Origin of the sequence: Actinocatenispora sera (genome assembly GCF_018324685.1) — a bacterium.
In the GTDB taxonomy this organism is placed as follows: domain Bacteria; phylum Actinomycetota; class Actinomycetes; order Mycobacteriales; family Micromonosporaceae; genus Actinocatenispora; species Actinocatenispora sera.
The window spans coordinates 3,455,462-3,481,904 of the sequence record NZ_AP023354.1; the positions used below are offsets into that span (position 1 = coordinate 3,455,462).

A 26,443-nucleotide genomic window follows, 5' to 3' on the forward strand; every position below is an offset into this window, starting at 1 on the left:
CGGGAGGGCCCGACATGGACGCACGCCCCGGTACGAGCAGCGCCGACTTCGCCGGCTACCTGGCCCGGCTCGGGTTCGGCGGCACCGCGCTGCCGCCGACCTACGAGACCCTGGCCGCGCTGCATCGCGCGCACGTCGAACGCATCGCGTACGAGTGCATCGACCACCACGTGCCCCGGGCCACGCCGCTGGCGGCGAGCGAGTCGGTCGCCCGGCTCACCGCCGGCCGCGGCGGGTACTGCTTCCACCTCAACGGCGCCTTCTCCGAGCTGCTGCGCCACCTGGGGTTCGCGGTCACCCGGCACCGGGCGGCGGTCCGGCACGCCGCCGACGGGCCGGTCGAGCGCGACCACCATCTCGCCCTCACCGTCGTCGCCGACGGCATGCCCTACCTCGCCGACGTCGGGCTCGGCGACGGCATCCACGACCCGCTGCCGCTGCGCCCCGGCAGCTACACCCAGGGGCCGTACACCTACACGGTCGGCCGGACGGGCGCCGGCTGGCGGTTCACCCACGACCCGCGCGGCTCGTTCCGGATGTTCGAGTTCGACGACGCGCCGGCCCGGCTGCCCGACGACTTCGCCGCCGTCCACGAGTGGTTCGCCACCTCGCCGGAGTCCGGCTTCGTGCGTACCCTCACCGTCCAGCGGCGGGACGCGGCCGGCACCGACGTGCTGCGCGGCTGCGTGCTTCGCCGTACCGACGCGACCGGCGAGACCAGCCACGAGATCGACACCGCAGAGGAGTGGTACGCCACGATGACCGGCCTGTTCGGGCTGGATCTCGGCGACCTCGACGCGGCCACCCGCGAGCGGCTCTGGACGAAGACCCGTACCGCGCACCTGGCCTGGCGGGCGTCCCGCGAAGCCCCGGACGGCGTCCGGTCCTCCGGCACGGGACCGGCCGGGGCAGTCCGTAGGGTTGGTGACCATGAGTGACCAGCAGTGGATGATGGGCGGCGACCTCGCGGTCGGCCGCATCGGCTACGGGGCGATGAAGCTGACCGGGTGGCCGCGCGGGGACCGGCCCGACCGGGACACGGCGCTGGCGGTCCTGCGGCGAGCGGTCGAGCTGGGCGTCAACCACATCGACACGTCGAACTACTACACCCGGGACGGCGTCGCCGCCAACGAGCTGATCCGGACCGCGCTGCATCCGTACCCGGACGATCTGGTGATCGTGACGAAGGTCGGCGCGCTCGTGGAGGGGCCGGACATCGGGCTGCCGCCGGCCGAGCAGCGCGGCCTGACGCCGGACGGGCTGCGCCGCGGCGTCGAGGCCAACCTGCGCTCGCTCGGGGTCGACCGGCTGGACGTGGTGAACCTGCGGCTGGGTGACCGCGGGCACCCCGACATCCCGCTCGGCAAGCCGCTGGAGACGCTGCTCGCGCTGCGCGACGAGGGCCTGATCCGGCACCTCGGCGTCTCGAACGTGACCCCCGATCAGGTCGCCGAGGCCCGCGCGATCGCCCCCATCGCGTGCGTGCAGAACATGTACAACGTGGCGGTGCGGGACGACGACCCGCTCGTCGACGCCTGCGCCGAGGCCGGCATCGCCTACGTCCCGTTCTTCCCCGTCGGCGGCTTCCGCCCCGTCACCGCCGAACGCATGGACGCCCTCGCCGCCCGGCACGGCGCCACCATGCCGCAGGTGGCGCTGGCCTGGCTGCTGGCCCGGTCGCCCAACGTGCTGCCGATTCCCGGTACCGGTTCGCTCGCGCACCTCGCCGAGAACGTCGCGGCCGGTGAGCTGCGGCTGACCCAGGAGGACCTCGCCGAGCTGGCCTGACCGGACCCCGGACGACCACCGGTGCCGGACCGCGCCGCGGTGGCGCGCAACGGTTCCGGTGCGGTCGGTGGCCACCGGTCAGTGGGCGAGATTGACCTGGGCCCGGTGGTGGTCTCCCTTCTCGATCAGGTCGACGAACCCGAGGGCGTAGTCCGCGGCGGAGATCGCGCCGCCGTCCTCCGGCGCGACCGCGACGTCGTCGCCGAGCCGGTAGGTGCCGAGCCGCTCGCCGGGCGCGTGCGCGCCGAACCCGCGCGGTGGGCTGACGAAGACCCAGTCGAGTGTCGCGGGCGTGGCCGGCAGGTCCTCGATGACGAACGCCGCTCCGCCGCGGATCTCGTCGTGGAGCTCTGCGGGGATGTCGCTGAGGTCGGTGACGAAGCGGTCCGCCCCCGGAGCGGGGCGCAGCGAGGAGTAGCCACCGACGACGAACAGGGGTACGCCGGCGGCGTCGGCCAACCGTGCGATGGTGCGGTGCACCTCGCGCCAGGTGTCGGCCCGTGAGCCGCGTGGGGCGACCGCGGCCACGACGACGTCCGCGCCCTCGACGGGCGTCGAGAGCGTTGCCGGGTCGGTGACATCGCCGTGGACGTACGTCACGTTCGGGATCGGCGCGGTGGGGCGCGAGCGGCTCACGGCGATGACCTGGTGACCGCGAGCGGCGGCCTCCGCGACGATGGCCGAGCCGGCGTAACCGGTACCGCCGATGACGGTGATGCGAGACACGAGGTGCCCTCCCTGTCGGACGGGTGGCGTCGGACGACGCCCTGCCATTACCGTAGGAGTGCAGCTCTCCAATGGGAAGAAGGCACCTTGTGGTAACCACATCGGGCGGGTCGGTGTTCTACGGCAGCCCCTACCGCGCGGACTGCCCGACCCGCCGCATCCTCGATCGCATCGGCGACCGCTGGACGGTCCTGATCGTCGGCGCGCTCTGGGACGGCGACGTCCGGTTCTCGGAGCTGCGCCGGCGCGTCGAAGGCATCTCGCAGAAGATGCTGACCCAGACGCTGCGCGCGCTGGAACGGGACGGGCTCCTCGTGCGCCGCACCGTCCACCCCGAGGTTCCGGTCCGCGTCGAGTACGCGCTCACCGAGGCGGGCCGCACCCTGCGGGAGCCGCTGCGCGCGCTGGAGGAATGGTCGATAGTGCACCTGACCGACGTGTCGGCGTCGCAGGACGCCTACGACCGCGCGGACCGCCGGGACGGGTGACGCTCGGCGTCGACTACCGGCGTCGAGGCCGCGGCTGCTGGCCAGCCCGGCGCACGAGCGCCCGGAGGCGTTCCAGGTTGGCGGCGTCGGGGCCCTTGCCGGCGAGTCCCGGCACCTCCAGCAGCCCGGGCAGGTCGGCGAACGCCGGGTGGTTGACGAACTGCGCGAACCCGGCCGCGCCGATGTACCCGTCGCCGATGTTCTGGTGTCGGTCGACCCGCGAGCCCAGGTCGGTCTTGGAGTCGTTGAGGTGCAGCACCCGCAGTCGGGGCAGCCCGATCGCGGCGTCGAACTCGGCGGCGAGCGCGTCCAGCCCGGCCCGGGTACGGATCTCGTGGCCGGCGGCGAGCAGGTGCGCGGTGTCCAGACAGACGCCGACCCGGTCGTCGCCGAGCCGGTGCACGATCGCGCCCAGCTCGGTGATCGAGCCGATCGTGTCGCCCTGCCCGGCCGAGTTCTCCGGCAGCAGCAGGGTGTGCCGGCTGGCGGCGAGGCCGGCGGAAAGCCCGTCGCAGAGCCGGTCCAGCACGCTGGCGAAGCCGGTTTTCTTGTGCGAACCGAGATGCGTCACGACGCCGGTGACGCCCAACTCGTCGGCGACCCGCATGGTGTCGGCCAGCGCGGCGATCGACCGTTGCCGCAGCGTGTCGTCGGCGGTGCCGTAGTTCACCAGGTACATGCAGTGCACGAACGGCTCGACGCCGGTCTCGGCGCAGCCCTTGCGGAACCCCTCGATCGCCTCGTCGCTCGGCGGTACGAACCGCCAGCCGCGCGGGTTGCCCACGAAGATCTGCACGCACTCGGCGCCGATCTCCGCCGCCCGGTACGGCACCGTCGCGAGCGCGCCGCCGGTCGTGACGTGCGCCCCGAACCGCATCAGCGCCCTCGCTGCGACGTCTCGCCGGTCCACCCCGATTGCCGGCTGGCACCACGCAAGAACCTCGGAACGGCCGGGCGCATCAGATCACCCACAGGGTGATGGTGCTGCCCTTCGGCTCCTGGGAGCCGCCGCCCGGGGTCTGCTTGCGCACCGTCGCGCCGTCGGTGGGGATGCCCAGCCCGCGCACCTCGAACCCGGCGTCGGACAGCTTCTTCTTCGCCTCGCCGTACTTCATCCCGGTCACGTCCGGCACCTCGACCTTGGGCGGGCCGGAGCTGACCACGATGGTGACGGTGGCGCCGAGTTCGACGCCGGTACCGGCCTTCGGACGCTGGCTGATCACGTCACCCGCCTCGACGCTCTCGCTCTCCTTCTGCACCACCTTGACGTCCAGGTGCATGTCGGACAGCTCGCCCTCGGCGTCGTCGGCGCTCTGCCCGGTCAGGTCCGGTACGGTCGCCGGCGCGGCGCCCTTGCTGACGGTCAGCGTCACCGACGCCCCCGGCCGTACCACCGTGCCGGGCTCGGGCCGCACCGAGATCACGTCGCCGATGTCGACCGAGGACGAGTACGCCTGCTTGCGGTGCACGGTCAGGTGCCAGCCGCCGAGCTGGCGGGACGCGTCGCCGGCGTCGGTGCCGGCCAGCCGCGGGATCGTGTGCCGCTCCGGCCCCTTGGACAGCACCACGGTGATGGTGCCGCCGGCCAGCACCCGGCCGCCCGGCTGCGGGTCCTGGCTGAGCACCAGCCCGCGGCGGGTCGTCTCGGAGAACCGTGCCGGCGCCCAGCGCAGGTGGAAACCCTTCTGCTGGGCGCGGTGTTCGGCGGTCTGCTTGCCGACGGCGAGCAGTGACGGCGCCTGGGTGTACCGGCCGGCGCCGAGCCACCAGCCGCCGACCCCGGCGACCAGCCCGAGCACCACCACGACGCTCGCGGCGACCAGCGCGCCGCGCCGGATCCGCGGGCGGCGCGGCTGCCACGCCTCGACCGGCTGCGACTCGCGGTCCGGTCGGCGTGCGGTCGGCAGCAGCACGGTGTGGTGCGCGACGGTACGCACGCCGGCCTCGATGTCGCCGCGCGCGGCCCGCAGCCGGGACAGCAGCGCACCGGCATCGGCCGGCCGCTGTTCCGGGTCGCGCCGGGTGGCCCGGCCGACGATCTCGTCCAGCGCCGGCGGCAGGCCGGGCAGCACGCTCGACGGGGCCGGTACGTCCTGCTCGACGTGCTGGTAGGCGACCGCGGTCGGGTCGTCGCCGCGGAATGGGACCGACCCGGTGACCAGCTCGAACAGCACGATGCCGGCGGAGTACACATCGGAGCGGGTGTCCGCCTGGCCGGTGCGCACCAGCTCGGGCGGCACGTAGGCGACCGTGGCCATCAGCTGGCCGCTGGTGTCGTCGCTGGTCTGCTCCACCGCGCGGGCCAGGCCGAAGTCGGCGACCTTGACCACCGGCTCGTGCAGCGGGCCGTCGTTCGGCCCGTCCGGCTCGCCGATCAGGATGTTCTCCGGCTTGACGTCGCGGTGCACCAGCCCGGCCCGGTGCGCGGCGGCGAGCGCCGCGAGCATCGGCTCGGCCACCTCGATCGCCTCGGTCGGCGAGAGCCGGCCGCGGGCGGTGAGCACGTCGCGCAGGGTGCGTCCCGGCACGTACTCCATCACCAGGTACGGCAGGCCGTCGTGCTGGCCGGAGTCGAACACCGCGACCACGTTGGGGTGGGTGAGCCCGGCGACCGTCTTCGCCTCGCGGTCGAACCGGGACCGGAACGCGTCGTTGCCGGCGAACTTCGGGTGGATGATCTTGATGGCGACGATGCGTTCCAGGCGGGTGTCGATCGCCTGGTAAACGGTGGCCATGCCGCCGCGGGCGATCCGGCGTCGAATCCGGTACCGCCCGTCCAGCAGCACGCCCACCAGCGGGTCGGCCGTCGTCGCGTCCATCGCCCGCGAGTCTACGAGCGAGTTGCCGCGCGACCACCGGCGGACACGGCGGAGGTGACCGTTTCGTGCCCATCGCTGGCCGTGCGGCCGACCCGTGCGGTGGCCGGGCGTCCGGTCTGCCCCCGACCTGGTGACCCCGATGTGGCGACCCGCACAGCCCGCCGCCGGCCACCGAGCGAAGCCGTACGGCTACGGTACGGTCGGTCAGCGACAGACGAGGATGCCGACGTGGGTACCGAAGCGGTACGCGCCGGTCGCCGCGATCGTGCCGGCCACCAGCTCGTGCGCCGCCGCGAGCACCTCGTCGACCGGCAGCCCGCGGCCGGTGATGGACCGCTGTGAGTCCAGGAATGCCAGTACCGGCGCCGGTTCCGGTACCGACACCTCGCCGGCCAGGTCGATCCGGCGCACCTCGGTGAACACCGACTCGGCCAGCCGCTGCGCCCGGTCGAGGTCGCAGTGCTCGGTGACATCCGGGATCTCGTGGTCGGCGCCGGTCGCTCGCGCCGCCGCGGCCCGCCACAGCGCGGTGATCTCGGCCTTGTCGTCGGCCGCGTTCGTGGTGATCAGCACCGTGCCGTCGGCCGCCCGTACCCGGGCCAGTTCGGCCACCGCGGCGGCCGGATCGGGTACGTGGTAAAGCATGTGCGCGCAGATCACGCCGGCGGCGACGCCGTCGGCCAGCGGCAGCCGGGTCGCGTCGGCGACCGCCGCGGGCGCGCCGACCGTACCGGCCATCCCGGCGGACAGATCCAGCGCCAGCACGTCGAGCTCGGGCCGCTCGGCCCGCAGCCGGCCGGTGTACTTGCCGTTGCCGCAGCCCACGTCGACGACCAGGCCGCGCCGGGCCGGCAACTCCGCGAGTACCGCGGCGGCCAGGTCCAGCGGCGGCCGGCGGTACCGGTAGATCGAGGCGCGGGCGGCCAGGTTGCGACCGTCCGGGTACGACTCGGTGACGAGGATGCGCCGATCGGTCAGCTGCGTCATGGTCCCGACCCTACGGCCGCTCCGGATCGTTGTGGTACGGCCGCGAGTGCTGATGTTCCGCCCGGCCGTTCGACGCCGGGACCCGGCCGCCGGGGCCGACGCCGGAGACCTGGCCGCCGGGGCCGGCGCCGGGTCCCGGCGCGCGACGGCCGCGGCGCCCGGACGGTGCGCGATGGCCATGGCGGGTGGTGGCGGGCGATGGCCGCGGCGGGTGGTGACGCGCGACGGCCGCGGCACCCCATGGCGCCGCGGCCGTCGTGGTTGCCGCTACTGCTCCGTGGTACTCCACTGCGTGGTATTCGACGCGCTCGGCGCGACGGTCTCGGTCGTCGGCACGCTCGGCGAGGCGCTGCCCGCCTTCGACTCGCTGGGCGAGACGCTCTCGCTCACCGGGTCGCTCGCGCTCGGGGTCGGCGAGGGCGTCGGGGAGTTCTTCGTCGGAGTCGGCGACGGCTTGTGTGTCGTCGGACCGGGGCCCGGCGTGGGCCGGCGGGTCGGCGGCCTGTGCGACGGCGTCCTCGACGGTGTGGTGCGACCGGTGCCGGTCGGCGCCGGCGCGCCGGTGGTGCCGCTCGGCGACGCCGACGGCGACTTGGACCGGGCGCTGGGGGATTCGCTGGTCGGGGCCGGGCTCAGCGTGTCGGCGACGGAGCCCGGCGTGGCGCTGGACTCCGCTGCCGGCGGCCGGCTCGGTGGTGCGTGATGGTTGTCGGCGACTGCGAACGCGGTACCGACGCCGCCGGCCGCGACCAGCGCGGTCAGGCCGGTGACCGCCATGACGCGACGGGAACCGGACTCGCCGAACAGTACCTGGACGAAGTCGTATCGGACCGAACGCAGCGCGCCGGACGCCTCGCGGCGTGCTGCCTGCCAGAAGCTCACCTGTGTCCCTTCGTCAGCGCGGAACCCGCAGGGGTGGCGGTGGGGGTGGCCGCGCAACGTCTGCCGCGGCCGCGCTCGGCCGCGTCGATGGTCAGGATCCGGGGGGTGCTCCGGTGGGGCCAGCCGGCCGCGCCGGAATTGTACCGGTACGACGGATGCCTGACGCGCCCGGCAAGACGATAGCCGTCGGTGGGGTGCGCGGGAAATCCCGTCCGACCGTGGCAGTCTGTGCGGGTGACCGATACACCGAACGAACCGGCCTCCTGGCTGCCCCTGCCCGACGTCGCCGAGCGGCTCGACATGCCCGTGAACCGGGTGCGGCAGCTGATCCGGGAGGGCAGGCTGCTCGCGCTGCGGCGCGAGGGCGTGCTGAAGACGCCGGTCGACCTGATCGACTCGCCCATGGTGCTCAAACACCTCCCGGGGGTGCTCACCCTGCTGCACGACGCGGGGTACAACGACGAGGAGGCCTTCCGGTGGCTGTACACCCCGGATGATTCCCTCCCTGGTGCACCCGCGGAAGCGCTGCGTGACAATCGCGCGACCGAGGTGAAGCGCCGCGCCCAGGCCCTCGGTTTCTGACGCTGACCTGCCGCGTCGCCGCCGCGCGTCGGCCCGACCGTGGGCCGGCGTTGCGCGATCGCCTGCTCACTTCTTGCACATGGCGTGGGTGAAAATGTTCATACCGCCGTCACCCGCCGGCGCCGGCGCACCGCGAGCCAGGTCAGCCCGACCACGATCGCCACATCCAGCGGCGCGCCGAGCCACGCGGTGACCCGGGCCAGGTTGTACCCGTCGGGCAGCACCAGCACCGTCATCAGCACGGTGACCGCCACCATCCCGGCCACCACCCGCCGGTCGCGCACCGCCGCGGCGAGGATCACGACCGGCCACAGCAGGTACCACGGGTGCACCGTCGGCGAGGCCGCGAGCAGCGCCGCGAACGCCCAGCCGGTACGGGCCAGCGCGGTCCGGGTGTCCGCACCCCGCCGGATCGGCCACCACAGCGCGACGAGCACGATCGGCAGCAGGACGAACAGGGCGAGGTCCCGGCTGACGGTCAGCACGCCGCCGGCACCGGGCAGCCCGAGCACCCGCAGCGGGAACCCCAGCGCCATGCCGACGCCGGTGGACAGCGAGGTCCACTGCACGCTCGCCTCGGCGCCGAACGCCGCCGACGCCCAGCCGAACCCGAGCCCCGCCGCCGCGGTCGTCGCACCGAACGCCACGACCGCCCCGGCGACCACCGACACCGCCGCGCGCGCCAGCCGTACCCGCCCGGTCAGCGCCGGCAGCACCAGCAACACCGCGAACGGCACCGCAAGCAGCGCGGTCACCTTCACCGCGGCGGCCAACCCCAGCGCCACCCCCGCCAGCACCGCGCGTTTCGAGACCCGTGGCGCGCGGGATCCCGAACCACCCACGACGGGCCGGCGCTGCGCCGCCAGGGCCAGGCCGGTCACCAGCAGCCCGAGCATCAGCGCGTCGCTGTGCGCGCCGGACACCAGATGGATCGCGACCAGCGGGCTCGCCAACCCCAGCCAGCAGGCAGCACCCGGGTCGACCCCGGCGAGCCGGGCCAGTCGCGGTAGGTACACCGCAAGCAGCAGCACACCGAGCAGCGCGACGATCCGCAGTACCCCGAGGGCGATCGTCAGGTGGCCGCCGGAGACGACCGCGGCGAGCCGGGCGATCAGCAGCGCCAGCGGCCCGTACGGCGCGGGGCTGTCCCGCCAGGACGGTGACATCTCGGCCAGCCAGCGCGACGGCAGTGCCGCCGGCCCCGAGTGGTACGGGTCGAGCCCGTGCGCGTACAGCTCACCCTGCGCGGCGTAGGCGTACACGTCCCGGCTGGCCAGCGGCGGCGCCAGCAGCAGCGGCACCGCCCACGACAGCGTCGTGACCACCACCCAGCGCGCGCTCAACAGCCCGGCGCGGGCCGGCCGGCGCAGTATCAGCCAGCCGATCAGCAGTCCGGCCAGCCCGACGATCCAGCACGCCGTCCCGATCGCGTACCGCGGCTGCGCCAGCAGGTGCGCCGACGGCAACCGCCCGTACGGCACCCCGCCCTCGACCGCGCCGACCGTGTACCCGGCCACCGCGAGCAGCACCGCCCCGGCAAGCCCGATCACCCGTCCCCGGACCGCCTCGGTGCCCCACCACCCCGGCCGATCGGCGCGCGTCGCCGGCTCACCCTGCACCACCCGCCCATGCTCGCACGACCACCACCCGCCCACCGGGCTGCCGCCCGGCTCCCGCCCTCCTTGCCCGCGGCGCCGCTGGGTGCTGGCGGCGTAAAGCCCACCCCTGTCCGGCGCTGCGCTTCCGGCGTGCTGGGGTGAAGGCTCCCTCTGCCGCGGCGCGCTCGGCGTGTGGGTGTAAAGGCCACCTCTGTTCGCGCTTTGACCCCGCGTGGGGGAATGCGAGGAGAGGGCTTCGCCCCCTCCTCGCGCTCCTTCCCCGCCAAGGGGATTCCCCTTGGCCATCCCCTTGGCAGGCCCGGTGACGATGCCCATCGACGCCGAGTGCGTGTCGAAGAAGACCGGGGCCCGGCCCGGCATGTCCATCACGGCAACGCCCGCCTCGCAACGCGTCGCGTCGCTTCGTGTCCCGGCGGCCCACAGACGGGTGGGGGGTTTGGTTTGTCGTGGCGGGCTCGGCGGCGATGGGTAGGCCGCACCGACACCCCGTCGTTCCGAAACGGGCCAGGCGGGGTCAGGATCTCGTCTCTGGTTTTCCGGTGGGGGATTGTCAAGGGGCGACTGCCCCTTGACGGGGAGGGGTGTGGGGAGGGGCGAAGCCCGCTCCCCACGGTTCCCCCACGAGGGGTGAAAAGAGGAAACAGAGGTGGCCTTTACACCGCCAGCACGAGCGCGCCGGCGCGAACAGGGTTTACACCGCCAACAAAAGCGAGCGCAGCGGCGAGGAGGCGGGGCGACAGCGCCAGCACAAGCGAGCGGGGGAACGGGGGTGGGGGTTCACACCCCCACCCCCGAGCGCACGCCAGCCGAGCACCGGCGCTTCGGGTGTACCTCAGCGCAGAGAGGTACCCGCCTGGACTTCGTGCGTCAGGGTCACCGTCACGTGGCGGGTACCGGCGAGCAACGTCACCGTACCGGCGGCGTCGGCGTGTCCGGCGCTGACCGCGGCGACGTTGCCCGCGAACGCCGGCAACTGGAACAGCACCCGCGATGTCCCGGCACCGGTGACGGTGAGCGTCACCGTCCGGCCGTGCCCCCCGATGGTCACGGCGACCCGTCCGCCGTTCAGCGTCGGTACGTTCGACACCCGGATCGGCTTGCCCAGCCACGAGTTCGGTACCCCGCGGCCGACGAGCAGGTCACCGTCGACGCGCTGGGCGACGAGCGAGTCCAGCAGCGCCTTGTTGGCGGTGGAGATGCCCCAGGCGTGCGGCGCGGATCCGTTGCCGTGCGCGGGATGCGAGCCGACCCAGGGCTGCTCCGGGTTCGGCGCGGACGCCGACTCCCACCACGAGTACGGGCCGGACTGGGTGTGCGCGATCATCATCTGGTAGGCGCGGATCGACTCGTCCCGGTACGCGTCGCCGCGCAGCCCGGCCGCCCCGTACCCGGCGTTGTACGCCGAGGCGTAGAGCGCGCCGGGGTAGCCGCCGAAGTCGTGCGCCGGCAGGCTGTCGCCGATCCGGCCGAAGCCGTAGGCGTAGGTCGAGTCGATCGCGGTGAGCGCCGGGCCCTCCTGGCGGGCACCGAGCAGGTACCCGTCCCAGGCCCACCGGCCGAACAGGAACGGCGCGGCCCAGTTCGCGTCGGTGGCGACCGTGCACCGGTTGGCGGTGTTGGATTCGACCATCGAGCAGGGCAGGTAGTCCAGGTCGTTGTCGGCCATGGTCTTCGCCAGGGTGGCGTTGGTCGCGGCGAGCAGCGAGTCGTACTGCTGGTCGGCCCAGTCGACCTCGGCCTGCTCACCGAGCCGCTGCGCCAGGTACCGGTACGACGCCAGCCCCATCAGTGCCGAGTAGTCGTCGATCGTCCAGTACCCGTTGGAGTCGATGTCGTTGGTCATCTTCATGATGCCGCCAGGACCGGTACGGTCGGCCGCGATCTGGTGCGCGGTGTCGGCGATCGACGGTTGGCTCCGCCCGGCCGGCCCCTCGGTGTCGAAGTGCGCCCGCACCGTGTCGAGGTCACCGGTCTTGGCCAGGTAGACCGCCCACGGCCAGGAGTACTTCCAGACCCCGTCGACGTACTGCGGCTGGCCGCCGATCAGGTCGCGCAGGCGCAGCAGCAGGTCGGTCGCCTGGCTCGTGTCGCCGAGGCTGAACTGGGTGGCGAGGATGCCGATGCTGTCGTGGCTGTACTCCTCGTCGTACCCGTTCTCGCCGGTGTTGAGGCGCAGCCCGTCCTTGGCGATCAGCGTGTACACGTAGCCCGACCGGTACGCGTCGACCAGGGTGCGGTCCGGCAGCATGTCCAGGTGGGCCAGGCTCGCCAGCCGGCCGTCCCAGTACGACTTCATGTGGTCGAAGTGCCGGTCGTACCCGCCGGCGGCGGTGAGCTGCGCGGCCGACGGCCACGCCACGTCGGCGCCGAACCGGTCCGCGCCCACCACGTAGTCGTGCGTCACCGTGGCTCCGGGCCGTACCGTGTTCGCGTGGTGGTCCAGGGCGAGCAGCCCGTCGGTCGGCGCCGGGTCCACGGTCAGCGTCGAGCGCGTCGGGTTGTGCACCGCGACCCGGCTGTACACGGCGACGTAGTCGTGCCCGCCGATGGTCAACTTGTCGGCGAAGTCGGTGACGGTGACCTTCGCGCCGTCCGCGGTGTCGAACGCGGTCGCCAGCGCGGGCAGGTAACCGTCCACGTTGGACCAGGTCAGCCGGCTCGGTGCGGCGGCGACGCCGAACCCCTCGGCGGTGTTCTTGCCGTCCCGCAGGAAGAACGAGCCGTTCTGGCAGACCACCACGCCGTCGGTGTCGCCCTCCCAGCCGATCAGGCCGGCGTCGGTGTAGCTGCCGCCGCGCGCGGTGCACTGCTCCGGGGGCGTCGGCACCGGCGCGCCCGGCGCGGACAGTGCCAGGTAGTCCAGGTTGACCATGCAGGAGTCGGTCTCGCCGCAGCGCAGCGCGACGGTACCGGAGTTCGCCGGCAGCGACACGGTGGCCTGCGCGGTCGCCCAGCTGTCCCAGCTGGCGGTGGGCGGCAGGGTGAGGGTGCCCAGCCGGGTGTCGTCGGCGTAGACGCCGATCGTGCGGGCGGCGGAGCTGCCGTCGCCCGGGTCGGCGTTGGCGTACCGGACCGTCGCGACGTAGTCGCCGGCGTTCGCTCCGGTCACCGACCAGCGGGTGTCGGCACCGACGACCGGGTGCGCCTGGCTCCCGTACCCGTCGACGAACCCGCTGCCGGTGTAGCCGCTGTGGTTGGTGTTGGCGTGCGCGCCGCCGGACAGCTGCGCCGTCTCGGCCTGGCAGACGGTACCGACGGAGCACGCCGGCGCCGCGGCGGCCGGTGCGGTCCCGGCCGCGACGAGCGCGGCGGCGAGCAGGACGCCGGCGGTACCGGCGCCGAACAGGCGGAGCCGCCGGCGCCGGCGGCCGATTTCGGGGAAGGGCATTCGTCCTCCATGGCTTGACGACTTCGCCATACTTAAGGGCTTAAGCAGTCACCATGTCAACCCCGCCCTCCCGCAACCCGGACCACCACCCGCGTTGATCAAGGCATCCCCGCGTTGATCAAGGCATCCCCGCGTTGATCAAGGGATCCGCGCGCCGGTCAAGGGATCCCCGTTGATCAAGGGATCCGTCCGTTGATCAAGGGATCCGTACACATTGCGCCAGGACTCCGTGCACCGATCCCTTGATCAACTTCGCCGGGCCTTGATCAACTTCGCTGGCCCTTGATCAACGGGGTGGGGGCGGGGCGGTGGTGCCGCGGACGACAAGCTCGGCGGGGACCGGCGGCGGCGTGGCCGGGTCCTCGCCGGCCAGCACCTCGAGCAGCAGGTCGGCGCAGGAGCGGCCGAGCCGTACGTAGTCGACCCGCACCGTGGTCAGCGGCGGGGTCAGGTACGCGGCGAGCCGCACGTCGTCGAAGCCGACCACCGATACGTCGCGGGGTACCGCGAGGCCGGCGGCCCGGATCGCGCCGAGCCCGGCGATCGCCATCAGGTCCGAGGTGTACACGATCGCCGTCGGGCGGGGGTGGGCGGCGAGCACCGCCCGGGTGGCCCGGATGCCGCCGCGCTCGGTCGCCTCCTCGTACGCCACCGGGCCGGGCTCCTCGCCGGCCCCGGCCAGCGCCGCTCGCCAGGCCGAGTACCGGTCGGCGACGTGCCGCAGCCGCGGCGGGCCGCCGACGAACGCCACCCGCCGGTGCCCCAGCCCGACCAGGTGCCGTACCGCGTGCCGCACGCCGGCCGGATGATCGGAGTCGAGGGTGCGAAACCCGGTCGGGCCGGCGGCGAGCCGGTCCACCACGACCGCCGGCATGCCCACCTCGGCCAGGAACGCCAGCCGCGGGTCGTCGGTCCGGACGTCGCCGACGATCACCCCGTCCACCTGGTGCTGCTGCCACATCCGCCGGTACGCGAGCAGCTCCGCCTGCGGCTCGGCACCCACCGCCCGCAGCAGCAGCGCGAAGTCGCGCCGGGACAGCGCCTGCTCCAGCCCGGTGACGAAGGAGGCGAAGAAGCCGTTGCCGGTCAGCAGGTGGGTGGCCGCCACCACCAGCCCGACCGCCTGCGAGCTCTGCCGCATCAGTGCCCGCGCCGCGCCGCTCGGCTCCCAGCCGAGTTCTGCGGCGGCCTGCCGGATCCGCTCCCGGGTGCTCGCGCTGACCCCCGGCCGGTCGTTCATCGCATAGGACACCGCGCCGGTGGACACCCCGGCCAGCCGGGCCACGTCGGCGATGGTCGGCGCCCGCCGCTCGCCTGTCGCCCCTCCCACCCCGTCACCGTAGCCCGCGCCGCGCCGGCCCGCGGAGCCGCGCCGACGTTGCGGGTCGGCCGGCGCGGCCCCGGACGATCGGCGCGAGCCGGTCGGTCGTACCGGCGGCGTCGGGGTGGTCGGGTCGGTCGGTTCGGGGCGAGTGGCCGGGCGTGCAGCTGCTCGTGGTCGGCTGGGGCGAGCCCGGCGGCGTAGGGGTGTCCGGGTCGGTCGGTTCGGGGCGAGTGGCCGGGCGTGCAGCTGCTCGTGGTCGGCTGGGGCGAGCCCGGCGGCGTCGGGGTGGTCGGGTCGGTCAGTTCGGGGCGAGTAGCCGGGCGCGGAGCAGCTCGCGGTCGGCCGGGCCGAACCCGGCGGCGTCCACGTAGCCGGCGATCGAGCCGTACCGGGAGCGCAGCCCGGCGAGGAACGTCAGCATGGTCTCGGCCGGGGCCGGATCGCCCGACGACGGCAGGTACCGCGGGGAGTCCGGCGCGACGCTCGCCCGCCAAGCCAGGTAGCGCTGCTCGGAGAACCGGCTCGCCGCGTAGTCGCCGGCGATGGTGTCGTCGTCGACCCCGAGCAGCGAGAGCACCACCGCGGCCACCACGCCGGTGCGGTCCTTGCCGGCCATGCAGTGGAACACGGTGCCGCCGGCGGTGTCCTCGGCGATCAGTCGCAGCACCCGTGCCATGGCGCCGCCGACCGCCTCGTCGGCGATCTCCGCGTACCGCTGGGCGAGGTAGCCGGCGAGCTCGCCCGGCGCCACCTCGGCCGCCGTCCAGGCCAGCGTCTGCAGGCAGACGTTGTGGTAATCCAGCCCTGGCGACTCGGGGATCCGGCCGTAGTTGGCGACCTCGTCGGCGCGGCGCAGGTCGACCACCCGGCGCACGTCGAGCGCGGCGAACCGGCCGAGGTCGGCCTCGACCAGCCGGTGCAGCCCGTCGGAACGGTAGAGCACCCCGGTGCGCACCCGCCGGCCGTCGGCGGCCGGGTAGCCGCCGAGATCGCGGAAGTTGAACACGGTCGTGAACGGCACGTATCGATCCCGATCCATGCCGTATAACGTACCGTCCGGGTCGGACAGTCCCGTTCGACCCGGACGCTGACCTGCGACGACGTCGGCGACTGCTCGCCCGCCGAGCACCCGCCAGGCACCCGGCGGCGCGCGGATGCGGTGCGCGCGCTGGCGCGCCCGCCGCGATCAGCCGGTGTGCTCGGCCAGCTCCAGGAACCGGCGCTTGCCCTCCAGGGACTCCTCGGCCTGCTTGATCCGCCGGGCGTCGCCGGCCGCCTTCGCCCGCTCCAGCCGCTCCTCCGCCTCGGCGACCTGCTCGCGCATCTGCACCAGCAGCGGGTTCTGCTCGATCGGGGTACGGCGCCAGGCGGTGTCCATCGCGGCGCGCACCTTCTCGTCCACCGCGCGCAGCCGGCGCTCCAGCCCGGACACCGCGTCCCGCGGTACCCGGCCGATCTCGTGCCAGCGGCCCTGGATGTCGCGCAGCTTCTGCTGGGCGGCCTTCGGGTCGGCGTCCACGTCGAGCGCCTCGGCCTCGGCGAGCAGCGCGCGCTTGGCGGTCAGGTGCTCCTGCTGCTCGGCGTCGCGGGCGTTGAACACCTCGCTGCGCCGGGAGAAGAACGCGTCCTGGGCGCCGCGGAACCGCTCCCACAGCCGCTGCTCGGCCTCCTTGGAGGCGCGACCGGCGGCCTTCCAGTCGGCCATCAGCTGCTTGAGCCGGGCCGCGGTCGGGCCCCAGTCGTCCGAGCCGGAGAGCGACTCGGCCTCGGCGACGAGCTTCTCCTTGACCGTCTGCACCTCCTTGCGGCCGGCGTCGAGGCTCGCGAAGTGGGTACCGCGGCGGCGGGCGAACGCGTCCCGGGCCGCGGCGTACCGCTTCCACAGCTCGCCGTCGGTCTTGCGGTCGACGCCGTGGATCGTCTTCCACTCCTCGACGATCTCCTTGAGCCGGTCGCCGGCCACCTTCCACTGGGTGGACTCGGTGGCGAGCTGCTCGGCCTCGGCGACCAGCTGCTGCTTGCGCTCGACGGCGGCGGCCTTGGCCGCCTCGCGGGCGACCTTGGCTTCCTCGCTCTTCTTCTGCGCGATCACGGACAGCTCGTCCAGCCGGCCGGCGAGCATGTCCAGGTCGCCCACCACGTGCGCGGTGGACAGCTCGTTGCGCAGCCGCCGGATGGTCGCCACCGAGTGCGCCGCGTCGGCCTTGCCGGAGGACAGCCGGTTCGCCAGCAGCTCGACCTCGGTCACCAGATCGGCGAACCGGCGGGCGAACAGGGCGAGTCCCTCCTCGGGTGTGCCGGCCTGCCAGGAACCGACCGGCCGTTCGCCGGCGGCCGTCTTGACATAGACCGTGCCGTTCGCGTCGACCCGACCGAATGTCGTCCAGTCGCGCCCGTCACCGCTCATCGAATCCACCCTCAGATCCTTCCGGTCCCGGCACCGTGTCGTCCCGGGCCGCCTGCCGCATGTACCGGCTCAACAGTCTCGTGTGTCTCGGAGCATTGTCACAGGTGTGTCCAGCCCTGCGGGAACGGGTCGACGCCGAACCGTGACCCTGGCGAGTGTTACAGCCCGATCCGCCGTCCGGATGCTCCCGGACTCCGGGACGTCGCAGCGGCCTCCGCCGGGAGGGGCCGGCGGTGTCGCCGCTACCGTTGGTGCGTGATCGTTTCCGTCGCGGCCTGCCCGCAGCCGCCGCTGCTGCTGCCCGAGCTGGCGACCGGAGCCGCGGCCGACCTCGCCCCGGTACGGGCGGCCTGCGCCACCGCGGTCCGCGAGCTGGTGCGAGCGCCGGTCGAGCAGGTGCTCGTGGTGGGGGCCGGCGACCGGGCGGACAGCTGGGGCCCGAACGACCACGGCAGCTTCGCCGGGTACGGGCGCGACGTGCCGGTCGGGTTCGGCGGCGACGGCAGCGGCCGGACGTTCGGTGACCTGTCGCTGCTGGTGGCGGCCTGGCTGCTGGCCGACGTGGCGGTGCCACGGCTGGCGGTGACGGTGCCGGCGGGGGCCTCCACGGACGAGTGCCTGGCCACCGGCCGCCGGATCGCCGCCGACAGCGGCAACCGGCCGATCGGTCTGCTGGTGATGGGCGACGCGGCGGCCCGGCGGGCGTTGGCGGAGCCGGGCGCGGTGGACGCCGAGGCGGACGGGTTCGACGCGGCGGCCGAGCAGGCGCTCGCGGCCGGTGACCCGGATGCCTTGCGGGCGCTGGATCCGGCTCGCGCGTGGGCGCTGTCGGCGGTCGGCCGGGCGCCCTGGCAGGTGCTGGCCGGCGCGGTGGCCGGGCGGCGCTGGTCGGCCCGGATGCACTACGCGGGTACCCCGGCCGAGGTGACCTACCTGGTCGCGACCTGGCGGCCGCGGTGACCGACCCGTCCGCCACCTCCCCGGTGGTGGCGGTGGTGGGGCCGACCGCGGTGGGCAAGTCGGCGCTGGGCATCGCGCTGGCCCGGGAGCTGTCCGGCGAGGTGGTCAACGCCGACTCGATGCAGCTGTACGCGGGGATGGACATCGGTACCGCGAAGGTGACGGCGGCGGAGGCGGCCGGGGTGCCGCATCACCTGCTGGACGTCTGGCCGGTGACCGAACCGGCCAGCGTGGCGGCGTACCAGCGGCTGGCGCGGGCGGCGATCGACCGGTTGCGCTCCGCCGGGCGGACCGCGGTGCTGGTCGGCGGCTCCGGGCTGTACGTGCAGGCGGTGTTGGACGCGATGGAGTTCCCCGGTACCGATCCGGCGCTGCGGGCCGAGCTGGAGCAGGAGCTGGCTCAGCACGGCCCGGACCCGCTGTACCGGCGGCTGCGGGAGCGGGATCCGGAGGCGGCGGCGCGGATCCTGCCCGGCAACGGGCGGCGGATCGTGCGCGCGCTGGAGGTGATCGCGCTGACCGGCGGCCCGTTCGTGGCGGCGCTGCCGGCCGAGGCGACCCCGGTGTACGACGCGGTACGGATCGGGCTGGACCTGCCGACCGAGGTGCTGGACGAACGGGTCGAGCGCCGGGTGGACCGGATGTGGGCGGCCGGCCTGGTCGACGAGGTCCGCGCGCTCGCGGCACGGGGGCTGGCCGACGGGCGTACCGCCAGCCGGGCGCTCGGCTACCAGCAGGTGCTGCGGTACCTGGCGGGGGAGTGCACCGAGGCCGCGGCGCGCGACGAGACGGTCCGGGCGACTCGGCGGTTCGTGCGCCGGCAGCGATCCTGGTTCCGCCGGGACCGCCGGATCCACTGGCTGGCCGCGGACCGGCCGGACCTGACCGAGGCGGCGATCGAACTGGTGCGAGCCGCCGCATTCGGGTGACAAGCGCCGCAACGGGAGCGTGCCGGGCGTTCCCGTCAGAGACTCCAAGTCGGACAGATCTTGATACCAGGTACACCAGGGGCCTAGCATCCGGTTTCAGTCGGGTGACGCATTCCCGCCTGACAACGATGTCATCGGCACCACCCGGGCCGCACCCCAGCTCTGCCGCGCCCCGGGCCTGTTCCTCGGACCCCTCCGGTCGCGGGTCAGCTCGCGGCCACCGGAAAGGACGGGCAATGACACATCCACCCCGCCGTCGCGCGGCACGCGCCGCGACGACGATCGTCGCGGTACTCGCCGCGGCGGTACCGTTCGCCGGCCAGGCGTTCGCCGCACCGCGGCCGGCCACCGACCCGGCGTCGCTGGTCAACCCGCTGATCGGTACCTCCGGCGCGGTCGACACGTTCCCCGGCGCGGACGCGCCGTTCGGCATGCTGCAGTGGAGCCCGGACACCAGCCCGCACCGCACGCCGGGCGGTGGCTACGAGTACAACGACTCCACGCTGACCGGGTTCAGCCTCACGCACATCTCCGGGCCGGGCTGCGGCGCGCTCGGCGACGTACCGATCCTGCCGACCGTCGGCGGCATCGGCGCGAAGCCGGGCTCGGCCACCGACACGTACTCGCACCTCAACGAGAAGGCCGACGCCGGTTACTACACGGTGACCCAGGGCGCCGGGGTCACCACGTCGCTGACCGCCCGGACCCGGTCGGGCATCGGCACCTTCGACTTCCCCCGTACCAGCAAGGCGAACCTGCTGCTGAAGGTGGCGGGCTCGGCCAGCACGGTCGACGCCACCTCGGCGACGGTGGTCAGCGACCACGAGGTCACCGGGTCGGTCACCTCCGGCCACTTCTGCGGCCAGTCCACGGACCTGGAGAACGACTACACGCTGCACTTCGACATCCAGTTCGACCGCCCGTTCGCCGGCTACGGAACCTGGGACGCCGACGGCACCACGGCCGGGGACGCGACGCTGCGCCAGCACGCCACCAAGAAGGCGCCGGCCACGCCGGCGCCGCCGGCGGCGGCCGCCGCGACCGGCAAGGCGGCGAAGCCGTTCCACGGCAACGCCAAGCCGTCGGTCAGCTCGCTGCACGAGGCGCCGACCGTACACGCGAAGCAGCCGGCGGCGAAGACCACCGGCCCCGGCGGCGTGTACCTGACGTTCGACGCGTCCGCCGACCAGCGGGTCACCGCGAAGGTGGGCATCTCGTTCACCAGCGACGCCAACGCGAAGAAGAACCTGGCCAGCGAGATCCACGGCTGGAACTTCGACAAGGTGCGCGACCAGACGCACGCCGACTGGAACGCGCTGCTGAACCGGATCGCCGTCAGCGGCGGCTCGGCCGCCCAGCAGCAGCAGTTCTACACCGCGCTCTACCACGTGCTGCTGCACCCGAACGTGTTCTCCGACGTCGACGGCGAGTACCTCGGGATGGACGGCACGGTGCACACGGCGGCGCGCGGGCACGCGCAGTACGCCAACTACTCCGGCTGGGACATCTACCGCTCGCAGGTGCAGCTCGCCTCGATCGTGGCACCGCGGCAGACCAGCGACTCGATCCGGTCGATGCTCAACGACTACGACCAGTCCGGCATGCTGCCGAAGTGGTCGCTCGCGAACGGCGAGAGCTACGTGATGGTCGGTGACCCGGCCGACGCGATCATCGCCGACGCGTACGCGTTCGGGGCCCGCGACTTCGACCACCGGCACGCGCTGTCCGCGATGGTCGACGAGGCCACCAACCCCAGCAACATCCGGCCCGGCCAGGCGACCCTGGACCAGTACGGCTACCTGCCGTACGACCTGACGTACGGCTGCTGCAACTTCTACGGTCCGGTGTCCACCCAGCTGGAGTACGACAGCGCCGACTACGCGATCGCCGCGTACGCGAAGGCGCTGGGCGACGACGACACCTACACGACGTTCGCCACCCGGTCGCAGAACTGGCAGCACACCTTCAACGCCGGCTCCGGATACGTGCAGGCACGCCAGTCCAACGGCGAGTGGGTGCCGGGCTTCTCGCCGGGCACCGGTACCGGCATGGTCGAGGGCACGGCCGCGCAGTACACGCCGATGGTGCCGCACAACCTGAACGCGCTGATCCTGGCCAAGGGTGGCGCCGCCGGCTACGAGAAGTACCTGGACAGCCTGTTCACCTCGATCGACCACCCCGGCCCGACCAACGCCGACCTGTCCAACGAGCCCAGCATCGAGATCCCCTGGGAGTACGACTACGTCGGTGCACCGTGGAAGACCCAGCGGGTGGTCCGCGAGGCGCAGCGCACGCTGTACTTCGACGCGCCCGTCGGCCAGTTCGGCAACGACGACCTCGGCGCGATGAGCTCCTGGTACGTGTTCAGCGAGCTCGGCATGTACCCGGAGACGCCCGGTACCGACGTGCTCGCGCTCGGCAGCCCGGTGTTCCCGAAGGCCGTGGTGTCGCTGCCCAGTGGCAGGAAGCTGACCATCAGCGCACCGAACGCCTCGGTCGAGAACGCGTACGTGAACGGGCTGACGCTCGGCGGCAGGTCGGTCGACAAGCCGTGGCTGCGCTACGGCGACCTGGCGAACGGTGGCACCCTGAACTACGACCTGTCCGCCGTGGCGAACAAGGCCTGGGGTGCCGATCCGGCCGACGCGCCGCCGTCGGACGGCACCGGCCAGCAGGCCACGTTCACCGCGGTGAGCCCGTCCGACGGCACGGTGATCGAGCCCGGCGGTACCGGCCAGCTGCAGGTCAAGGTCACCAACGTGTCCGACCAGCCGATCTCCGTCTCGTGGACCGGCAAGGGCGACGACGGGGTCAGCATCGCGCCGACCTCCGGCAGCCTGGACGTCGCCGCGCGGTCCACGGCGAGCGCGCCGGTCACCGTGACCGCCGGGCAGACCGAGGGCCGGTACACGGTGTCGTTCGACCTGAAGACCGCCGACGGCACTGAGCTGGATCCGGCATCCGCGCACCTGGCGGTGGCCAAGAAGGGTGAGCTGTGGCCGTACTACACCAACGCCGGCATCTCCGACGACGGCAAGCCCAGCTCCGCCAGCCTGGACACCAGCGGCTACGCGTACTCCGCGCAGGCGCTCGCCGCCGACGGCCTGAAGGCCGGCGAGCCGGTCACGGTGAACGGGATCAGCTACACCTGGCCGGATGCCGGTTCCGGCGAGCTGGACAACATCGAGGCGGCCGGCCAGACCATCCCGCTGGTGGCGCCGTCCGGGGCGGCCAAGCTGGGCATCATCGGCTCGGCGACCAACGCCGGCGAGGACGGTGCGGTCGGCGACCTGGTCGTGCACTACACCGACGGCAGCACGCAGCAGCTGACGCTCGGGTTCAGCGACTGGACGCTCGGTGCCGGGGGTTTCGACCCGCTGCCCGGCGACACCACGGTCGCGTCGATGCCGTACCGCAACTCCACCTCCGGTGGGAAGGAGAACGTCGGCACGTACGTGTTCGCCACGTCCGGTGACCTGACCGCCGGCAAGACCGTCGCGAGCGTCACCCTGCCCAACCCGTCCGCGACGATGCACATCTTCTCGATCGGACTCGCCTGAGTCCCGCCCCGTGTTGATCATGGGATTGTGTAGTTGATCATGGGGTTGTGTGGAGGAGACATCGATTTCCTCTTACTCAACCCCATGATCAACTTCGCGGCGGCGGTCCGGAGCCGCGGCGCTCGGCCGGGTTGGGTAGCGTCGCCGCAGTCGAGCACTTCGGGGGGTTGCGGTGCGGATCGTGCTGTACACGGTGGGCGGCACCATCGCGATGGCCGGCAGCGGCGGTGCCGGGGTCGTGGCCCGCCTGGGTGGCGCCGAGCTGACCGCCGCGGTACCGGGGCTCGCCGGGGTCGACGCCGAGCTGGTGGTGCGCGACACCGAGCCGGTGCCCAGCGCCGACCTGACCTTCCGCCGGATCGCCGAGCTGGTCGCCGCCGCCGACGCCGCGGTACGCGACGGCGCCGCCGGCGTGGTCGTCACCCAGGGCACCGACACCCTCGAGGAGACCGCGTACCTGGCCGACCTGCTCTGGCAGCGGGACGAGCCGCTGGTGTTCACCGGCGCCATGCGCAACCCGACGATCGCCGGCCCGGACGGCCCGGCCAACCTGCTCGCCGCGGTACGCGTGGCCGCCGCCGAGGTCGCCCGCGGCCTCGGCGCGCTCGCGGTACTCGACGACGAGATCCACGCCGCGCGCTTCGTCCGCAAGGCACACGCCACCGCGACCGGCGCCTTCGTCTCGCCGGACACCGGCCCGCTCGGCCACGTGATCGAGGGCCGGGTACGCGTGCTCGCCCGGCCGGCCCGGCTGCCGGCGCTGGCCGTCGAGCCCGCCGCGTTCGACCGGGTGCGGGTGGCGCTGCACACCGCGACGCTGGACGACGACGGTGCGCTGCTGCCGCACCTCGCGGACCGCTACCAGGGACTGGTCGTCGCCGGGTACGGCGTGGGCCACGTGCCGGGTGCGCTGGCGCCGGTGTTCGGCGGCCTCGCCGAGACCATCCCGGTCGTGCTCACCTCGCGTACCGGCGGCGGATCGGTCCTCGCCCACACGTACGGCGCGATCGGATCGGAGACCGACCTGGCCCGGCGCGGGCTGATCGGCGGCGGGCTGCTCTCCCCGTACCGGGCCCGGGTGCTGCTGCGGTGCCTGCTCGCCGCCGGCGCCGAGCGTACCGGCGTCGAGGCGGCGTTCGCCGCCCACCGCTGAGCCACCACCAGAGGCCGGACCGCGCTGGCACGGGCCATCGCGCAGCAGCACCGGCAGCCGCGCCACGGAATCGGTCCGACAAACGGCCGGTCGCGGCGTCAGCCCGCCGGCGGGCTGTGCACCGCGCGGGCACTCAGCTGGTCGCGCACCCGAGCCGGGATCTGCGGCGCGAACCGGGCCAGGTAGGCGGTCAGATGCTGCTCGGAGCGGAGCATGAACGGCAGGTCGCCCGCCATCATCCGGCGGATCGCGATCAGCGGTACCGGCGAGCGCAGCGGCCGGAAGCTGCGCCGCCACAGTCCCGGTTCCGGGCAGCGCGGATGGAACTGGCCGACCATCAGCCCGGCCGAGACGAACCGCTGCTTGACCGAGCGCTGCAGCTCGTCGAGCGGGCCCGAGTCCGCGTGGTCGAAGTCGGGCAGCACGACGAGCACCGCGACCAGCTCCGCGTCCCGGTCCGGTACCGCGGCGGCCAGTTCCTGGAACCGTTCCCGGTAGCGGTCGAGCAGCCCGCCCACCTGGCCGGCGTCGGCCGCGCCGGGCACGACCGACAGCCGGAACAGGTCCCGGCGCAGCGACGGGCCCGCGTACGGGCAGACCGGGCCGCTGCGACCCAGCTCGGCGTGCCCGGTGGTCAGGAACCGCCGGCTCCAGGCCAGCACGGTACGCAGCCGCTCGTCGTCGGAGCGCCCGGCGTCGATGTCGGCCGCCGACCACAACGGTGGATCAGTCGAGGGCACGGGCATCCCGCCACATCGGCTGCAGCGCCGGGCTGTCGGGCATCCGGATCTCGTCGCCGAACTCGGTGAACCCGTGCCGGTGGGCCACCGCGAGCCCCGCCGGCGAGCTCGCTTCCAGGTAGCCGCCGACCCCGGCGGCGTCGCACTGCCGCAGCACGGAGGCGAACAGCGCCCCCGCCACACCGTGGCCCCGCGCCGCCGGGTCCAGCCCCCGAAGGTGAAGTAGTGGTGCGGCCGGTCCGGCCGTCGCTCGGCCTGAGCCTGGGCCACCGCCCCGAACCGGGCGGCGTCCTCGCCCACGGCCTCGATCAGCGCGCCGACCAGCTCCGGCGGCTCGGTGGCGTCCGCCGGCAGCGACAGCAACACCCCGGTACGGGCGGCGTTGGTGTAGGCACCGCCGCTGGCGACCGCGGCGGAGTACAGGATCCCGAAGAACCGGGGGAGGACCGCGTCGCGCCGGTCGGTGTCCGGGAACACCCACTCCGCTATCGGGTCGGTCCGGAACACCCGGGCCAGCAGGTCGACCAGCACCCCCTCGTCCGCGGCCAGGGCAGGTACGGCGGTGTCGGTCACGCTGGTGTCGGGCATCGGGTGCTCCTCTCGCCGGCCAGCCGCTCGATGCGCTCGTGCAGCCCGGCCAGCTCCGTCTCGGCTTCGGGTTTGATCAGGACGCTGCGCAGCACCCGGGCGTCCGGCCGGTCCCGGACCAGGTCCGGATGGCGTCGCCGGAACGCGTCCGCGTCGGCGCGCAGCACGCTCAGGTACACCGGGTCGTCCGGGTCGGTCATGCCCTCCCGCAGCATCCGCTCGGTCGCACTGTCCACTTCGGACAGTGTCGGCCGCGCCGCCAGGTAGGTCACGATGTCGAGGTCCGGCCGCTGGTAGAGCCGCAGCCGGGACGAGCCCTCGATCCGCTCCGCCCAGCCGGTCGCGGCGCGCCGGCTGGCCGCGAGGACCCGGCCCAGCCCGTCGCGGGTGGGCGGTAGTACCCGGAACGTCAGCCACAGGGCCGCCGCGGCGGCCCCGGCCCGGGAGCACTCCAGGCTGATCTCGCCCAGGTGCAGGTCGGCCGGGGTGAAGTAGGTGTAGCTCGAATCGTGCCGGAAGTGGCGGGCCACCGTGGGGTCGGTGAACAGCACGGCGCCGCACCCGTACGGCTGCAGGCCGTGCTTGTGCGGATCCACCACCACCGAGTCGCACCGCCGGATCGCCTGCCAGGGCTCGGCGGGGATGCCCTCGGCGCCGGCGAGCAGCGCGAAGAACCCGCCGTACGCGGCATCGACGTGCACCCGGGCCCGGTGCCGCCGGGCGATCTCGACCACCTCGTGGATCGGGTCGACCGCACCGGTGCCGGTGGTACCGGCGGTCACCACGACGGTGCCGATCCGCTCGTCGCGCAGGACCGCGCGCAACGCCGCCAGGTCCATCCGGCCGGCCGCGTCGACGGCGACCGGGTGGCCGGGCATCCGCAGGACCTCGCACATCCGCGCGTGGCTGAAGTGACTGTCCACGCTGTACGCCACGCCCAGGTCCGGGTGGCTCTGCCGTGCCACGTACAGCGCCTCCAGGTTGGCCATCGTGCCGCCGCCGGTCAGGTGACCCAGATGCGTGGTGAGGCCGAACATCCCGGCGAGTTGCGCGACGACCTCGACCTCCATGTCGCAGGTGGCCGGGCCGCCCTCACGGGCGTGGTTGTTCGGGTTGCGCAGCATCGCCGCCAGGTAGCCGACGACCGCGGCCGGGTGCGGCGGTTTGACCATCTGTCCGGCGTACCGGGGGTGGAAGAACGGGTAGTTGTCCGCCAACCGCGCGGCGAACTCCTCGAACGCCGCGGCGAACGCCGGGTCGCCGATCTCGGTGGCCGGATGCGGCGAGTACGACCCGAAGCGGGCGGACCATTCCTCGTTCGCGGCCACGGCTCGAGACAGCCAGTGCGCAAGCTCCACCCGTCCTCCCGAACGCTCCGCCGATCCGTGGCCACGCAAGTCTGGCAGCGCGCTGACCGGCTGGCACCGAAAGAAAACCCGAAGTCTTGTCCGTGGCGGTCCATCCGGAATGCGCCACCGGATCCCGGGACGCGGTCGTGGCCGG

General features: G+C 73.6%; 20 protein-coding genes. 9 read left to right on the forward strand and 11 right to left on the reverse strand.

The window, feature by feature from the left end; translation table 11 throughout:
* The first annotated feature begins 14 nt into the window (after positions 1–14).
* Together Asera_RS16605 and Asera_RS16610 are read left to right on the forward strand one after the other, a co-directional pair.
* Positions 15–938, forward strand: coding sequence for an arylamine N-acetyltransferase family protein (locus tag Asera_RS16605; RefSeq protein ID WP_051802859.1), 924 nt, complete (start codon positions 15–17; stop codon positions 936–938).
* Positions 931–1,788 carry an oxidoreductase gene (locus Asera_RS16610; RefSeq protein WP_030448980.1) on the forward strand — a complete coding sequence of 286 codons (858 nt, stop codon included), beginning with the start codon at positions 931–933 and terminating at the stop codon, positions 1,786–1,788. Before Asera_RS16605 ends, Asera_RS16610 begins: the two co-directional genes overlap by 8 nt.
* 78 nt (positions 1,789–1,866) lie before the next feature.
* On the opposite strand, the gene Asera_RS16615 is transcribed toward Asera_RS16610, so the two are convergent.
* On the reverse strand, positions 1,867–2,514 hold the full coding sequence (locus tag Asera_RS16615) for an NAD(P)-dependent oxidoreductase (RefSeq protein ID WP_030448981.1): 648 nt from the start codon (positions 2,512–2,514) through the stop codon (positions 1,867–1,869).
* A gap of 89 nt (positions 2,515–2,603) precedes the next feature.
* Here Asera_RS16615 and Asera_RS16620 point away from each other — a divergent pair, with 89 nt between their 5' ends.
* Positions 2,604–3,002, forward strand: a complete 399-nt coding sequence (locus Asera_RS16620; protein ID WP_030448982.1) for a winged helix-turn-helix transcriptional regulator — start codon at positions 2,604–2,606, stop codon at positions 3,000–3,002.
* 13 nt (positions 3,003–3,015) lie between these two features.
* Here Asera_RS16620 and Asera_RS16625 read toward each other — a convergent pair whose 3' ends face one another.
* The 3 genes from Asera_RS16625 to Asera_RS16635 all read right to left on the reverse strand — a co-directional run bounded on the left by Asera_RS16625 (position 3,016) and on the right by Asera_RS16635 (position 6,808).
* Entirely contained in the window at positions 3,016–3,879 is an 864-nt protein-coding gene (locus Asera_RS16625) for a deoxyribonuclease IV (protein WP_051802861.1), read from the reverse strand.
* Between the two features lie 82 nt (positions 3,880–3,961).
* Positions 3,962–5,821: a Stk1 family PASTA domain-containing Ser/Thr kinase gene (gene pknB / locus Asera_RS16630; RefSeq protein WP_030448984.1), complete on the reverse strand. Its 1,860-nt coding sequence runs from the start codon at positions 5,819–5,821 to the stop codon at positions 3,962–3,964.
* Between the two features lie 204 nt (positions 5,822–6,025).
* Positions 6,026–6,808: a class I SAM-dependent methyltransferase gene (locus Asera_RS16635; protein ID WP_030448985.1), complete on the reverse strand. Its 783-nt coding sequence runs from the start codon at positions 6,806–6,808 to the stop codon at positions 6,026–6,028.
* 292 nt (positions 6,809–7,100) lie between these two features.
* On the opposite strand from Asera_RS16635, the gene Asera_RS16640 reads away from it, so the two are divergent.
* Positions 7,101–7,511, forward strand: coding sequence for a hypothetical protein (locus tag Asera_RS16640; RefSeq protein WP_157035118.1), 411 nt, complete (start codon positions 7,101–7,103; stop codon positions 7,509–7,511).
* A gap of 413 nt (positions 7,512–7,924) precedes the next feature.
* Positions 7,925–8,272, forward strand: a complete 348-nt coding sequence (locus Asera_RS16645; RefSeq protein ID WP_244843911.1) for an Rv2175c family DNA-binding protein — start codon at positions 7,925–7,927, stop codon at positions 8,270–8,272.
* Positions 8,273–8,370: 98 nt separating this feature from the next.
* Here Asera_RS16645 and mptB read toward each other — a convergent pair whose 3' ends face one another.
* From mptB to Asera_RS16670, 5 genes are all read right to left on the reverse strand, one after another.
* Positions 8,371–9,894: a polyprenol phosphomannose-dependent alpha 1,6 mannosyltransferase MptB gene (mptB, locus tag Asera_RS16650; protein WP_051802862.1), complete on the reverse strand. Its 1,524-nt coding sequence runs from the start codon at positions 9,892–9,894 to the stop codon at positions 8,371–8,373.
* Positions 9,895–10,723: 829 nt separating this feature from the next.
* Positions 10,724–13,279: a carbohydrate-binding protein gene (locus Asera_RS16655; protein WP_051802046.1), complete on the reverse strand. Its 2,556-nt coding sequence runs from the start codon at positions 13,277–13,279 to the stop codon at positions 10,724–10,726.
* A gap of 286 nt (positions 13,280–13,565) precedes the next feature.
* Entirely contained in the window at positions 13,566–14,609 is a 1,044-nt protein-coding gene (locus tag Asera_RS16660) for a LacI family DNA-binding transcriptional regulator (protein ID WP_030445539.1), read from the reverse strand.
* 292 nt (positions 14,610–14,901) lie between these two features.
* Complete coding sequence (locus tag Asera_RS16665; protein WP_030445540.1) at positions 14,902–15,642, reverse strand: tyrosine-protein phosphatase; 741 nt, start codon at positions 15,640–15,642, stop codon at positions 14,902–14,904.
* Positions 15,643–15,789: 147 nt separating this feature from the next.
* A complete protein-coding gene (locus Asera_RS16670; protein WP_030445541.1) occupies positions 15,790–17,010 on the reverse strand; it encodes a DUF349 domain-containing protein in 1,221 nt (406 codons plus the stop codon).
* A gap of 255 nt (positions 17,011–17,265) precedes the next feature.
* Between Asera_RS16670 and Asera_RS33125 the strand changes: the two genes are divergently transcribed.
* From Asera_RS33125 to Asera_RS16685, 4 genes are all read left to right on the forward strand, one after another.
* Entirely contained in the window at positions 17,266–17,970 is a 705-nt protein-coding gene (locus Asera_RS33125; RefSeq protein WP_030445542.1) for a class III extradiol ring-cleavage dioxygenase family protein, read from the forward strand.
* Positions 17,859–18,899, forward strand: a complete 1,041-nt coding sequence (miaA, locus tag Asera_RS16675) for a tRNA (adenosine(37)-N6)-dimethylallyltransferase MiaA (RefSeq protein ID WP_425305981.1) — start codon at positions 17,859–17,861, stop codon at positions 18,897–18,899. The genes Asera_RS33125 and miaA overlap by 112 nt, the downstream gene beginning before the upstream one ends.
* Before the next feature lie 236 nt (positions 18,900–19,135).
* Positions 19,136–22,459 (forward strand): lectin, encoded by a 3,324-nt coding sequence (locus tag Asera_RS16680; protein ID WP_084131170.1) that lies wholly within the window; start codon positions 19,136–19,138, stop codon positions 22,457–22,459.
* A 172-nt stretch (positions 22,460–22,631) separates the two neighbouring features.
* Positions 22,632–23,612: an asparaginase gene (locus Asera_RS16685; protein ID WP_157034741.1), complete on the forward strand. Its 981-nt coding sequence runs from the start codon at positions 22,632–22,634 to the stop codon at positions 23,610–23,612.
* Positions 23,613–23,710: 98 nt separating this feature from the next.
* Here the strand turns inward: Asera_RS16685 and Asera_RS16690 are convergent, their stop codons facing one another.
* On the reverse strand, positions 23,711–24,940 hold the full coding sequence (locus Asera_RS16690) for a DUF6875 domain-containing protein (protein ID WP_212804613.1): 1,230 nt from the start codon (positions 24,938–24,940) through the stop codon (positions 23,711–23,713).
* A complete protein-coding gene (locus Asera_RS16695; protein ID WP_051802050.1) occupies positions 24,922–26,298 on the reverse strand; it encodes a pyridoxal phosphate-dependent decarboxylase family protein in 1,377 nt (458 codons plus the stop codon). Before Asera_RS16695 ends, Asera_RS16690 begins: the two co-directional genes overlap by 19 nt.
* Between the last annotated feature and the right edge of the window lie 145 nt (positions 26,299–26,443).

Excerpts from the sequence above, each read along its gene's own strand:
- Asera_RS16655 (WP_051802046.1), bottom strand. The coding sequence starts at position 13,279 with ATGCCCTTCCCCGAAATCGGCCGCCGGCGCCGGCGGCTCCGCCTGTTC.
- pknB (WP_030448984.1), bottom strand. The coding sequence starts at position 5,821 with ATGGACGCGACGACGGCCGACCCGCTGGTGGGCGTGCTGCTGGACGGG.
- Asera_RS16680 (WP_084131170.1), top strand. The coding sequence starts at position 19,136 with ATGACACATCCACCCCGCCGTCGCGCGGCACGCGCCGCGACGACGATC.
- Asera_RS16605 (WP_051802859.1), top strand. The coding sequence starts at position 15 with ATGGACGCACGCCCCGGTACGAGCAGCGCCGACTTCGCCGGCTACCTG.
- Asera_RS16610 (WP_030448980.1), top strand. The coding sequence starts at position 931 with ATGAGTGACCAGCAGTGGATGATGGGCGGCGACCTCGCGGTCGGCCGC.
- Asera_RS16625 (WP_051802861.1), bottom strand. The coding sequence starts at position 3,879 with ATGCGGTTCGGGGCGCACGTCACGACCGGCGGCGCGCTCGCGACGGTG.
- Asera_RS16690 (WP_212804613.1), bottom strand. The coding sequence starts at position 24,940 with ATGCCCGACACCAGCGTGACCGACACCGCCGTACCTGCCCTGGCCGCG.
- Asera_RS16665 (WP_030445540.1), bottom strand. The coding sequence starts at position 15,642 with ATGGATCGGGATCGATACGTGCCGTTCACGACCGTGTTCAACTTCCGC.
- Asera_RS16635 (WP_030448985.1), bottom strand. The coding sequence starts at position 6,808 with ATGACGCAGCTGACCGATCGGCGCATCCTCGTCACCGAGTCGTACCCG.
- Asera_RS16670 (WP_030445541.1), bottom strand. The coding sequence starts at position 17,010 with ATGAGCGGTGACGGGCGCGACTGGACGACATTCGGTCGGGTCGACGCG.